The sequence below is a fragment of the Oricola sp. genome (assembly GCF_022763245.1).
GTDB lineage: Bacteria > Pseudomonadota > Alphaproteobacteria > Rhizobiales > Rhizobiaceae > Oricola.
Map to the genome: position 1 here is coordinate 138,813 of NZ_JALEGV010000043.1, position 12,157 is coordinate 150,969.

13 protein-coding genes are annotated in these 12,157 nt (G+C 66.2%); 4 read left to right on the plus strand and 9 right to left on the minus strand.

Annotated features, from left to right (window positions below; all coding sequences use genetic code 11):
• Positions 1–24 precede the first annotated feature (24 nt).
• The 5 genes from hisG to MRY80_RS25985 form a co-directional block, all read right to left on the minus strand.
• Complete coding sequence (gene hisG / locus MRY80_RS25965) at positions 25–726, minus strand: ATP phosphoribosyltransferase (protein ID WP_293294588.1); 702 nt, start codon at positions 724–726, stop codon at positions 25–27.
• Positions 723–1,844, minus strand: coding sequence for an ATP phosphoribosyltransferase regulatory subunit (locus MRY80_RS25970; protein WP_293294590.1), 1,122 nt, complete (start codon positions 1,842–1,844; stop codon positions 723–725). Before MRY80_RS25970 ends, hisG begins: the two co-directional genes overlap by 4 nt.
• 207 nt (positions 1,845–2,051) lie before the next feature.
• Positions 2,052–3,602 carry a histidine--tRNA ligase gene (gene hisS / locus MRY80_RS25975; protein WP_293294592.1) on the minus strand — a complete coding sequence of 517 codons (1,551 nt, stop codon included), beginning with the start codon at positions 3,600–3,602 and terminating at the stop codon, positions 2,052–2,054.
• A gap of 87 nt (positions 3,603–3,689) precedes the next feature.
• The gene (locus tag MRY80_RS25980) at positions 3,690–4,289 is read right to left on the minus strand and encodes a hypothetical protein (RefSeq protein ID WP_293294594.1); all 600 of its coding nucleotides are present in this window, start codon (positions 4,287–4,289) and stop codon (positions 3,690–3,692) included.
• A gap of 138 nt (positions 4,290–4,427) precedes the next feature.
• Entirely contained in the window at positions 4,428–4,838 is a 411-nt protein-coding gene (locus tag MRY80_RS25985; RefSeq protein ID WP_293294596.1) for a BA14K family protein, read from the minus strand.
• Positions 4,839–4,969: 131 nt separating this feature from the next.
• On the opposite strand from MRY80_RS25985, the gene MRY80_RS25990 reads away from it, so the two are divergent.
• On the plus strand, positions 4,970–5,518 hold the full coding sequence (locus MRY80_RS25990; protein WP_293294598.1) for a methylated-DNA--[protein]-cysteine S-methyltransferase: 549 nt from the start codon (positions 4,970–4,972) through the stop codon (positions 5,516–5,518).
• A 31-nt stretch (positions 5,519–5,549) separates the two neighbouring features.
• On the opposite strand, the gene MRY80_RS25995 is transcribed toward MRY80_RS25990, so the two are convergent.
• From MRY80_RS25995 to MRY80_RS26005, 3 genes are all read right to left on the minus strand, one after another.
• The gene (locus MRY80_RS25995) at positions 5,550–6,365 is read right to left on the minus strand and encodes a methyltransferase domain-containing protein (protein WP_293294600.1); all 816 of its coding nucleotides are present in this window, start codon (positions 6,363–6,365) and stop codon (positions 5,550–5,552) included.
• Between the two features lie 76 nt (positions 6,366–6,441).
• Positions 6,442–6,798, minus strand: a complete 357-nt coding sequence (locus tag MRY80_RS26000; protein ID WP_293294602.1) for a DUF1801 domain-containing protein — start codon at positions 6,796–6,798, stop codon at positions 6,442–6,444.
• Complete coding sequence (locus MRY80_RS26005) at positions 6,795–7,421, minus strand: DNA-3-methyladenine glycosylase I (RefSeq protein WP_293294604.1); 627 nt, start codon at positions 7,419–7,421, stop codon at positions 6,795–6,797. Before MRY80_RS26005 ends, MRY80_RS26000 begins: the two co-directional genes overlap by 4 nt.
• A gap of 206 nt (positions 7,422–7,627) precedes the next feature.
• On the opposite strand from MRY80_RS26005, the gene MRY80_RS26010 reads away from it, so the two are divergent.
• Together MRY80_RS26010 and MRY80_RS26015 are read left to right on the plus strand one after the other, a co-directional pair.
• The gene (locus MRY80_RS26010) at positions 7,628–8,368 is read left to right on the plus strand and encodes a L,D-transpeptidase (RefSeq protein WP_293294606.1); all 741 of its coding nucleotides are present in this window, start codon (positions 7,628–7,630) and stop codon (positions 8,366–8,368) included.
• 133 nt (positions 8,369–8,501) lie between these two features.
• Entirely contained in the window at positions 8,502–8,855 is a 354-nt protein-coding gene (locus MRY80_RS26015; protein WP_293294608.1) for a hypothetical protein, read from the plus strand.
• A gap of 269 nt (positions 8,856–9,124) precedes the next feature.
• Here MRY80_RS26015 and MRY80_RS26020 read toward each other — a convergent pair whose 3' ends face one another.
• On the minus strand, positions 9,125–10,735 hold the full coding sequence (locus MRY80_RS26020; protein ID WP_293294610.1) for a SulP family inorganic anion transporter: 1,611 nt from the start codon (positions 10,733–10,735) through the stop codon (positions 9,125–9,127).
• Between the two features lie 152 nt (positions 10,736–10,887).
• On the opposite strand from MRY80_RS26020, the gene MRY80_RS26025 reads away from it, so the two are divergent.
• Positions 10,888–12,150: a PhnD/SsuA/transferrin family substrate-binding protein gene (locus MRY80_RS26025; protein WP_293294612.1), complete on the plus strand. Its 1,263-nt coding sequence runs from the start codon at positions 10,888–10,890 to the stop codon at positions 12,148–12,150.
• Positions 12,151–12,157 lie beyond the last annotated feature (7 nt).

Here is a 12,157-nt window from a genome sequence, read left to right on the forward strand (position 1 = left end):
TGGAGCCCTCCCGGCGCGGCTTTTTCATGCGCCGAGCGCGGCGGCGAGGCCGTCGACCGTCCGCCTGCGTTCGGCGTCGACCGCACGCGGCGTCGGCGCGAACAGGCAGGCCTGCGACTGAAGGATCACGCCGTCCTTCAGCACTTTCAGATGGTTGGCGCGTAGCGTGGAGCCGGTGGAGGTGATGTCGACGATGATGTCGGCCTGGCCTGCCGCCGGCGCGCCCTCGGTCGCGCCGAGGCTCTCGATGATCCGATAGAGCTGGATGCCGTGCGTCTGCGAGAAATGGCGCTGGGTCAGCCGCCAGTATTTCGTCGCGATGCGCAGCCGCCGGCCGTGGCGATGGCGGAAATCGGCGGCCACGAGGGCGAGATCGGCCATGGTGTCGACGTCGAACCACGCTTCCGGCACGGCGACGATGACGTCGGCATGGCCGAAACCGAGTTGCGCCAGCCGCTCGACGCGGTTCTCGCTGTCCGGCAGTCCCTCGCGCACCAGATCCTCGCCGGTGACGCCCAGATCGATCGAGCCCTTGCCCAGTTCGCGGGCGATCTCGGAGGCCGACAGGAAGGCGACCTCGACATTCGGATGGCTGGGGACGACGGCGCGATAGGTGCGCGCGTCCTTCGGCGGCTCGACGGCATAGCCGGCCGTGTCCATGCGGCTGAGCGCCTCTTCCTTCAGGCGGCCCTTGGAGGGCACCGCGATGGTGATCGTCGCGCTCATGCGTCGCCTCCCGTCAGCGGGCCGATGCGGTCGAGCCAGACGGAAAATCCGACGCCGGGGATCGCGCCTTGGGCGCCGAGCATCGTCAGCAGCCGGTCATAGCGCCCGCCGCCGGCGAGCACGAGCCCGTCGGGCAGGGTGATCTCGTAGACCAGCGCGGTGTAGTAATCGAGAGCTCGGCCGAAAGCCGCGTCGTAGAATATGGCGGTGGTGTCGACGTTGGCGGCGGTCATTTGAGCCTCGCGCGCGGCGAAGGCGGCGACGGCCGCGTCGAGGTCCAGACCGTTGTTGGCGGCGAAATCGCGCAAAGCCGCGGCGGCCGCGTTCAGCGGCGTGCGGATGGCCAGAAACGCGCGCAGCGTGGCGAGCGCGGTCTCGTCGGGCGCGATCTCGACGGCGTCGAACCTGGCGATCAACCGGTCGGCGATCTCGTCGGCGTCGCGGCCGCCGGAATTCTCAAGCCCGGCCTCGCGCAGGCGCAGATTCAGCGCCTCGACCAGCGCGGCCCGGTCGCGGGCTTTCGCCGGTGCGCCGATGTCGTCGGGCAGGTCGGGCAGGGGCGGCGGAACGGCCAGCGCGCTCAGCGTCGCGTCCAGCGTGTCGCGGTCGCCGAAGGCGTGGCTCAGCCGCACGGCCCAGCCCTGCGGCAGGCCGAGGCCGGTGACGACGGCGTTGAACACCGCCTGGTCGCCAAGCGTGGTCACGGTCGGCGCGGTGACACCGAGTTCGTCGAGAAAGGTCAGCGCGTCGGCGAGCGAGCGCGCGTCGGCCGCAGCGCTGTCTTCGTCGCCGATATCCTCGATGCCGGCCTGCAGGAATTCATTGCCGCCCGCGCGCCGCTGCCGGAACACGGTGCCGACATAGCCGTAGCGGCGATGGCCGGCCTGGTCCGCGCTAAGATGGTGCAGGCAGACGGGAATGGTGAATTCCGGCCGCAGGCACAGCGTCTCGCCGGTCTCGCTTTCCGACAGGAAGATGCGCCGGCGCAATTCCTCGCCCGCCGTGTCGAGAAACGGATCGGCCGGCTGCATCACCGGCACGTCCAACCGCTCCGCGCCCAGCCGGGCAAGGATCGTCTCGATGTCGGCGCGCGCCGAAAAGGAGCGGAGTGCGTTCATGCGGCCGTCTCCGGTGCGTGGGAGACCCCCCTCTGTCGCTGCGCGACATCTCCCCCACAAGGGGGGAGAGGGGAGTGTGCGGATCCCTGACGGCAAATGGCGGAAGCCGGCCAATCGCGGCGAAACCCGCGCCCATTCTCCCCCCTTGTGGGGGAGATGTCGGCGCAGCCGACAGAGGGGGGCCTTCGCGCGCCGACGGTCAGCACGTCAGGCACCCTTCGCCCGGTCCTCGGCCTGGGCGGCGAGCATGCGGATGACGGCGGGGACGAGGTCGGACTGGTCGACTTCCTCCTGTGCCGGGCGGCTTTCGCGCCACGTGACATTGTCCTCGATCTCGCCCGACAGGCGCTTGCCCTCGATCAGGTCCTTGATCTGCACGACACCGCGATCACGTTCGTCGGACCCCTGAATGATCGCGAGCGGACAGCCGCGCCGGTCGGCATATTTGAGCTGGTTGCCGAATTTCTTCCAGTTGCCCTGGTACATCTCGGCGCGGATGCCGGCCGCGCGCAGGGTCTGGACCATCTGCTGATAGGCGCCGAGCGCGGCCGTGTCGCCGTCCATGACGGTGACGAGCACCGGCTCGACCACATCGGCCTGGCCGAGCTTGCCGAGGTTCTTCAAGGCCGTCATCAGGCGCGAGACGCCGATGGAGAACCCGGTCGCCGGCACGTCCTGCCCGGTGAAGCGCTTGACGAGGCCGTCATAACGCCCGCCGCCGCCGACCGAGCCGAACTGCACCGTCTCGCCCTTCTCGTTGGTGACGTCGAAGAGCAGTTCTGCCTCGTAGACCGGGCCGGTGTAGTATTCGAGGCCGCGGACGACGGAGGGGTCGAACCAAATTCGATCCTGATCGTAACCCGCAGCCCTTACCATATCCCGGATTTGAACGAGTTCGTTCACTCCCTCGGTAGAGACACCATCGGACGACAGAGCGTCTTCAAGATTGCCGAGAGTCAGGCCATCGGAGACATCGCTGTTCGCACCCGAGCCTTGTTCTTTCCATCCGGTTGCGTTGACGATGCGGGTGATCTGCCAGTCGTCAAGGCCGGCGCCTTTCGTATGGTCGCCGCTCTCGTCGGTTCGTCCGCTTTTGCTCAGAAGCTGGATCACACCTTCGAGGCCGAACTTATCGAACTTGTCCAAAGAGCGGAGTACGGCTAGCCGCTGAAAGCCGCCGTCGTCCTCGGCAACCTTGGCGGACGCCATGATTGCATCCAGCACCTTCCGGTTGTTCACCCGGATCACATAGTCGCCGCGTGCGATGCCGAGAGCTTCCATCGTGTCGGCCATCATCATGCACATCTCGGCATCCGCCTGGACGCCGGGGGCGCCGACCGTGTCGGCGTCGAACTGCATGAACTGGCGGAATCGGCCGGGGCCGGGCTTCTCGTTGCGGAACACCCAGCCGGCGCGATAGGTGCGGTAGGGAAGCTGGATCGTGTTGATGTTCTCGGCGACGTGGCGCGCCAGCGGCGCGGTCAGGTCGTAGCGCAGGCTCATCCACTGCTCGTCGTCGTCCTGCACGGAGAACACGCCCTCGTTGGGGCGGTCCTGGTCGGGCAGGAACTTGCCGAGGCAGTCGGTATATTCGAAGATCGGCGTTTCGACGGGGTCGAAGCCGTAGCGCTCATAGACGGACTTGATCTTGGCGACCATCTCGTCGGTGGCGCGGATGTCGGCCGGCGAACGGTCGACGAAGCCGCGGGGCAGCCGCGCTTTGAGCTTTTGCGGTTTTTTCTTCTTCTTGTCGGACATGAGAGGGCCTGTCGGGCGGGCAAGTGCGAAATCGCGCCTTCCCTACAAGACAGGCCCGCTTGTCGCAAGCGGAGCGAGCCGCTCGCGTCAGCTTGCGCGGTGCATGCCCGAGAGGCACTTCACCGGCGCATGGTAGATCAGCGACTTGCGCTCATGCGACGAGCTCTTCGGATAGGGGCGCTGCGCCATGACGTCGAACTGGAAGAACACCAGCGTGCTGGCGTTCCATTCCTTGGACAGCACCTGCGCCTTGGTCATGCCCTCGCTGGTCTTCTTGGCCATGAGGTTCTTGCAGACCTGCACCGGATCGGCGCCGTACCACCGGATCTGCGAGATCGGGATGACCGGCTCGATGTGCTTCTTGTAGGTGCGGTCGGCGCTCTGGAAGCTGTATTTCCAGCCGGCGACCGGCTGGCCGAAGCGGACGCCGTCATACATGCCGACCACGCCGCCATAGACGATGGCCCGCTTGCGCGCCTGCGCCTCGAGCCTGAGCAGGAAGCGGTGTTTTTCGGATTTGACACCGGTGTAGCCCGAGGCGTTGGCCGAGACCTTGATGGAGACGGCGTCGATGCCGTCGGTCGTGATGGCGACCTTCTCGACCCAGTCCTTGGCGGCGGCCGGCTGGGCGGCGAGCGAAAGCGTGAGCGTGGCCGCGAGAGCGGCCATGATGGATGCGATTTTCATGTTGGTTTCCCGTCGATTGGAGGTTGGGAGGCGGCGGTCGCCGCCGTGTTGGCCTCCGATTATCGACGGGATGCATGCCCTGCTGTGCGCTGGCGCACAGGCCCGGGCAGGCGCGCGCCGCCCGGGTCGTTCGCGCGGTCAGCGCAGATAGGGCGACACGCAAGCCTTGCGCGGCTTGTAGTAGGGCTTGAACGTGTTGTCCCAGCGCCGGTAGCTGACATATTTGTGCTCGCACCAGCGGTAATGCGACTCGGACAGGTGGTAGGTCCGGCCAGTCGCCTGCGACCCGATGATGATGCCGAAGGCAAGCGCCGGGAACCAGTAGCCGTTATGGTAGCGATAGCCCGGCCGTTTGTGCCGATAGCCGCGATGACCCTTGTAGTAGGGGTGCTTCTTCTTCCATCTGATGCCGTCCTTGACCTGGGTCACGAGCGGTGCCGGCGTGTCGATGGCAAGCGGTGCGCCTGGCATGGCCATTCCCGCCTGCGGTGCGGCCGCGACGGTGGCAAGCACCAGAATCGAGGCCGTGAATGCTGTCTTGAGTCCCATCTGGATTCTCCCGAGCAATATGCAGTCCCTTCTGTTAGAAAAATAGGTCAGTTCAGCCCGGAATTCGAGGTCCCTTTGCAGGGTTTTTCGACACGCGGGACAGAAAATAGACGTGACGTCAGGGAAAGAACATGCGCGAAACCTTCGCCATACTGTTCGATACGGCCATCGGCCGCTGCGGCCTGGCCTGGGCCGGCAGCGGCATTCTGGCGGCCAGTTTTCCCGAGGCCGACGACGAGCGGACGCTCGCACGCCTCCGCCGCCGCGCGCCGGACGCCCGGCAGGTGCATCACGCGCCCGCCGACATCGAAAGGACCGTTGCCGTCATCCGGGCGCTGGCGAAGGGCGAGGCGGCAGGGTTCTACGACGCCCGGCTCGACCTGGATGGCGTCGGCGCGTTCGAGCGCGGCGTCTATGCGGCGACCAGCCGGATCGGACCGGGCGAAACGCGCACCTATGGCGAGATCGCGCGCGAACTGGGCGACGTTTCCCTGTCGCGGCGGGTCGGACAGGCGCTCGGCGCCAACCCGATCCCGATCGTCATACCCTGCCACCGCGTCGTCGGCGCAGGCGGCGCCATGACCGGCTTTTCCGCCCCCGGCGGAACCGAAATGAAGCGCCGCCTCCTGAAGATCGAGGGCGCGATCGGCCCGGACCTGTTCGATTTCATGGACGGCTAGCCGTCGATCGCCCAGGAAATACGTCGGCTGCCTAGGCGCGCGCCTCGACCACGTTCGACACATGCGGAAACCGGATCGCCTGACCGTCGAAACAGTCGCCGAGACCTGCAAGGAAATCGTCGATGCATTGCTGCTGCTGGTCTTGCGAAATGCGAGACAGCTTGTCTCCGGTGTGCATGCCGCCCATCGCGCCGGCCGCGAAGCGCCTGCCGTCGGGATGGTGCAGGTCCAGCGACACGGTTTCCACCGCGATGTCACGGAACCCCGCCTCCTCGAACAGGGCCCGGATCTCCTCGGCGTCCGGCAGGCCGCAGATGGCCCGGACGGCCTCGCCGGCTTTGGTGCCGACATGCGCATCGAGCGCCGCGGCCTGCGACCGCAGCAGCGGGTTGATGTCCAGCTCGCGCTGCACGCAGAAGACTGCGCGTCCCGACGGCCTGAGCACCCGGTGAAGTTCCCGCAGGGCGCGCGGGCGGTCGGGGAAGAATTGCAGCGCCTGCTGACAGAATGCGAGGTCGAAACGGTCGTCGGAAAAGGGGAGGTCGCCCGCATCGGCTTCCAGCCACTCGGCCTCGATCCCCGCTTCGGCGGCGCGGTGCCGGGCCACCGCAAGCATATCGGCATTGTGATCGACGCCCGTCAGGCTGCCCGGCGTCACGCCTGACTGCACGACTTGCCGCGTCACCACGCCGGTCCCGCAGGCGAGATCGAGAATGTCTTCGCCGTCAGCCGGCGCTGCCCGTTCGACGATCTCTCGTGCCCAGGGCTGGAAGATCACCGGCAAAAGGACGGATTCATAGCGTTCCGCGAAGTTCGCCGGCGCGGTGTTCTCGACATCGACAGTCATGTCCGCCTCCCGCAATAGCTTCCCCTACGTTACCACGATGCGCGGGAGTTCGCCATCAAGCGGGGGCAGTCGCCGGTCAGCGCTGGAAATAGGTGAGCGCCAGGGCGATGCAGTGTTTCGTCTCCGCGACCGGAACTGCCTCGCCCGGCCGGAAGACGAGCGCGCGGTTGCCTTCGAAGGCGAAGGTGTCGGGATAGAGCTCGCGAAACCGGTCGACGAGGTTCGTATGGCAGATGAACAGCATCGCCACGGTGTCGTCCTTGCGCGTGGCGAGGCGCACCGAACTGCCGATGCGCGGCCGGGCCGGCGTGAAGCTGGGTTCGCCCCATTTGAGGCTCTCGGCCAGTTCGCCGACGCCCTCCGTCTCGCGCGCGGTCTCGAAGATCAGCGCGCGCAATGTCTCGTGGAGCGCCTGGACGGGCGCGCCGGTCACGCGGGCCTCGTGAAGGCGTCGCGGGCGGCCTCGACCTCAGGCCGGCAGCAGCAGCCTTCCACGTGGTCGTTGACGAGCCCCATCGCCTGCATGAAGGCATAGACCGTGGTCGGGCCGACGAAGGACCAGCCGCGCTTCTTCAGATCCTTGGAGATCGCGGTCGACGTGGCCGTCTTCGGCATCGCCCGCAGCGTCGCCCAGTCGAGCGTGGCGGGCCGCTCGGAGGCCGGCGGCTCATGCGCCCAGAAATAGGCGGCAAGCGAGCCGTGGGCGTCCCGCAATTCCAGCGCCCGCTTGGCGTTGTTGATGGTCGATTCGATCTTGCCGCGATGGCGGATGATGCCGGCGTCCTGCACGAGGCGTTCGACGTCGGCGTCGGTGAAGCGCGCCACCTTTTCGAAATCGAAGCCGGCGAAACCGGCGCGGAAATTCTCGCGCTTGCGCAGGATCGTCAGCCAGGACAGGCCCGACTGGAAGCCTTCCAGGCAGATCTTCTCGAACAGGCGGATGTCGTTGTCGACCGGCCGGCCCCACTCATTGTCGTGATAGGCGAGGTAGTCGTCCTGGTTGCCGTGCCAGGCGCAGCGCACCTTGCCGTCCGGTCCCTCGATCAAGCCATCCATCGGATCCGCCTTTCGCCCCCCGATTCACCATTGATTCACCACGCGTCGCAACCGGGGGGTAACCTTGACGACAGATTGCCGCGGCCGAACGCATTTTAGCGGCCCGTGATTCATAATTGGCTGGGACGTCCGAGTCATGCTTGCCGGCGAAACCTGCTGACAATGTCGTGTCAGCAGGCGTTGACGATCGTGTGGAGAGTACGTCGATGAAACCTGCAAGCCTTCGCGCGGCCCTTGTCGCCGCCGCCTGCCTCACCATGGCCGTGTCTGCCGGAGCGCAGGAGCGCTACGCCACCCCGCCGCCGGTCGTGCTCAGCCCCGACCTGGCCGCGCCTTGGGTCATGCAGTTGCAGCCCCGGCCGATCGCCGGCTCGTCGGTGCGTTCCAACGCCCGCAAGGTGATCTTCCGCGACGCGCCGGCGGCGACCGCGCCACGCGCGCAGCCCGTCTCGGTGCAGCGCCCGGCCAATCCCGCCAAGACCCGCGGCATGGACCCGATTTACCTGCCGCAGACGGTCGCATATCACGGGCCGGAAGCGCCCGGCACGATCGTCATCGATACGATCGACCGCTTCCTTTACCTGGTGCTGGGCAACGGTTCCGCGCAGCGCTACGGCGTCGGCGTCGGCAAGCCGGGCTTCGAATGGGCCGGCTCGCACAAGATCACGCGCAAGGCCGAATGGCCGTCCTGGCATCCGCCGGCGGAGATGATCGAGCGCGAGAAGGCCAAGGGCCGCATCCTGCCGATCATGATGGAAGGCGGACCGAACAATCCGCTCGGCGCGCGCGCGCTCTACCTGGGATCCACGCTCTACCGCATCCACGGCACCAACCAGCCCTGGACGATCGGCATGGCGGTGTCGTCGGGCTGCATCCGCATGCGCAACGAGGACGTGATGGACCTCTACGCCCGCGTCGGTGTTGGCACGAAGGTCATCGTGCGCTAATCAGCTTTTTTCCGTGGGGGAGCGGGCAACGGCCGGCGTCATTCGTGACGGCGGCCGTTTTCATTTTCGCGGTCAGTCCGGTCCGAGAGTTGTTTTCTTTGTGCAAGGCCCTGGGGCGGGTTAACGATGTCGAATGGCAGCGCTGAAAACAAGTTGTGATGGTTCGAGTAACTCAGTGGCCATACCAAGAAAAGGCTCTCGCAAGATCACGGTCAAAGGAGAAGAGTATCGCTGGTTGGTGAGAAGGAAGGCGACTCATTCACAAACGGATTACGGGGCCGGGAAGATTCACGTTGCGATTGAACATGCCAGGGAAAAGGGCGCTACCCTGCATGTCGAAACAGACCGCCCACATCCAAAAGACTGGAATACTGTTGAGGTAGCGCCAGTCACCCCCGCCGATATCGCCCTTTGGATAGAAACGGCGATCCAGAAGGGATGGGACTCCAAGAAACCAGGGCCAACCTGTCGAATTTGCGAAGAATGACCTTCTGGGATCGCACTAATGTATGAGCGCAGGGTATGCGGCATCTGAACTCGATCTAGGCTGATCACTCAGTCAAAGCATCAAGAACACCGACGTCCGCATAGCTGAGACTCTACCCGCTGCACCAGCCTCACGAGTGGTTCCGACAGCGCGCAGTAGCTATCCAACGCTCGTGAGCGCACGGCCTGGTGGGGAAACCCTGATCGACAACGCCGAAATGCACGCGCATGCGCCGATCCCGTCTGCAGTTCAGGCGTTATTGACCCTAGCTAGTGTCCCCCGCCAAAGACGCCGGTCTTGACCGAGTAGTTCACGGCCAGCCCGTAATCGGGATCGTCGTCGGAATCGACCATCAGCTGGCCGGCCCGGTTCAGGAGGCGGTGGCAGTCATGTGACAGGTGCCGCAGCACCAGCGTTTTGCCCTGTGCCTCGAACTTGGCGGCCAGGTCCTCGATCGCCTGCAGCGCGGACTGGTCGGCGACGCGACTGTTCATGAAATCGACGATCACGGTCTGCGGGTCGGCGATCGGGTCGAACAGCTCGGCGAAACCGTCGGTCGAGCCGAAGAACAGCGGACCCTCGATCTGGTAGACCTTCGCGCCCTCCGGCGTGATGTGCGACTTGGCGTGGATGCGCGTGGCGTTGTTCCAGGCATAGGCCAGCGCCGAGACGATCACGCCGACGACGACGGCGACGGCAAGGTCGCTCATCACGGTGACGACGGTCACGAGCACGATGACCAGTGCGTCGGTCAGCGGAATGCGCCGCATGATCTTCAGCGTCTGCCAGGCGAACGTGCCGATGACGACCATGAACATCACGCCGACCAGCGCGGCCAGCGGGATCTGCTCGATCAAGGACGAGCCGACAAGGATGAAGACGAGCAGGAACAGCGCCGCCGAAATGCCGGAGAGCCGCGTGCGCCCGCCCGATTTCACATTGATCATCGACTGGCCGATCATGGCGCAGCCGCCCATGCCGCCGAAGAAGCCGGTCACCAGATTGGCCGTGCCCTGGGCGACGCATTCCTTCGACGCGCCGCCACGCTTTCCGGTGATCTCGCCGACGAGGTTCAGCGTCAGCAGGCTTTCGATCAGGCCGATGGCGGCGAGGATGACGGCGTAGGGCACGATCACCTCGAGCGTCTCGAAGGTCAGCGGCACGGTCGGGACGTGGAATTGCGGCAGGCCGCCCTCGATGGAGGCCATGTCGCCGACGCGCGGCACGTCGATGCCGAAGACGATGACGATCGCCGCGACGATCGCGATGCCGGCGAGCGGCGCGGGAAAGGCGCTGGTCAGCTTCGGCATGCCCCAGATGATCGCCATGGTCAGCGCGACGAGGCCGAGCATCACGACGAGCGGCCAGCCGCTCATCCAGTGCATCGCGCCGGTCGCGTCCGGCGTCTTGAACTGGGTGAGCTGGGCCAGGAAGATCACGATCGCCAGCCCGTTGACGAAGCCGAGCATGACCGGATGCGGCACCAGCCGGATGAACTTGCCGAGCCGCAGCACGCCCGCCAGGATCTGCAGGATGCCCATCAGCACCACGGTCGCGAACAGATATTCGACGCCATGCTCCGCCACCAGCGCCACCATGACGACCGCCAAAGCACCCGTCGCGCCGGAAATCATGCCCGGCCGGCCGCCGAACACGGCGGTGATCAGGCCCACCATGAACGCGGCGTAGAGGCCGACCAGCGGATGCACGCCCGCCACGAAGGCGAAGGCCACCGCCTCCGGCACCAGCGCCAAGGCGACCGTCAGGCCGGACAGCAACTCGGTCTTCAGGGTGAGGGGATTGAGGAGGGCAAAGGCGCCCGGCTCGCGGCGGGCAAGAGGTAGCCGCCCTGCGAGCGCGGCGAGCGTCGCTCGTGTCATGTAATCTTGGTCCTGTTGTGGGTGTTTTTCTTTTGAACTGAACTGATGCTGCGATGCAACAGAAAACTCCGCATGGCAGGGGTGAAGATTCGCGGCCGTCTGGACTTCTTCCGCCGCCGCGCGCAAAACTCGCGTCGGGAGGAAATACCGGGATGCAGGGACTGGCGCGAAGGGCGCTGCTCTCGATCATGGCCCTTGCCGGCCTGATCGTCGCAGCCGCCGCGCAGGACGGAATGGTCGTGTCGCGCAGGGTGGGCGTGCTTGCCTATCGTGGTGACGAAGCCGCGCTGACCCGCTGGCAACCCACCTTCGACGCGCTGGGCAAGGCCGTCGACGGTGTCCGCTTCGAGGTGCTGCCGCTTTCCCTGGACGGGGTGCGGTCGGCGCTGTCGCGTGGCGAGATCGACTATCTCTTCACCAATCCCGGCCATCTCCACCGGCTTGCCGAGGACAACCGCCTGTTTCCCATGGTCGGGCTGCGCTCCGACCGTGAGGGCGCGCCGGTGACGGGAAACCGCTTCGGCGCCGTGATCTTCGTGCGTGCCGACAATCCCGACATCGAGACGCTCGCCGACCTGAAGGGGCGGCGCTTCGCGGCCATCGCGCCGGACGCTTTCGGCGGCTTCGAACTTGCCGCCGCGACCCTGGTGCGCAACGGCGTCAACCCGTGGCGGGACCTGGAATCGGTCTCCTTTCTCGGCTTTCCGCACGACGCCGTCATAGAGGCGGTGATGAGCGGCAAGGCCGATGCCGGCACCGTGCGCACCGGCATGCTGGAGGCCGCGGTGATGGCAGGCAAGGTGGAAGCCTACCAGCTGCGCATCCTCAATCCGTTGCGCGTGCCCGGGTTCGAGCCGGCGCTGTCGACCGAGCTCCTGCCGGAATGGACCTTGTGCGCCACCGCCAATGTGCCCGAACCCGAACGCCGGGCCGTGACGGTCGCCATGCTCGCCTTCGAGGACGACCATCCCGCCGTGGTGGCGGGTGGCTATGGCGGCTGGACTACCGTCTCGCCCGACGCGCCGGTGCGCCATCTGCTCGAAACGGTCGATGCCGCGCGGCCGGGCGACGCCTCGCCCGCCATCGCGCTGTCGGGCCTGATGATCGCGGCCGCCGGCGCCGTGCCGATCGGCATCGCCATGCTGATCTATTGGCGCGGCCGTCACGCGGCTCACACGCCGCCGGAGGCGGCAGCAGCGGGGCCTGCGGAAGACACGGCGGATGTGCGCCTGACGCCGCGCGAACTGGAGATCCTGCAACTCGTCGGCAACGGCATGACGACGAAGCAGATCGCCCGCGACCTGGGGATCAGTCCGAAAACGGTCGAGTTTCACCGCGGCCACCTGATGCGTAAATACGAGGCCAGCAACATGGCCGAGCTGGTACGCAAGGCCGGGCCTGCGCTCGCCGGCTGAAGGCGTT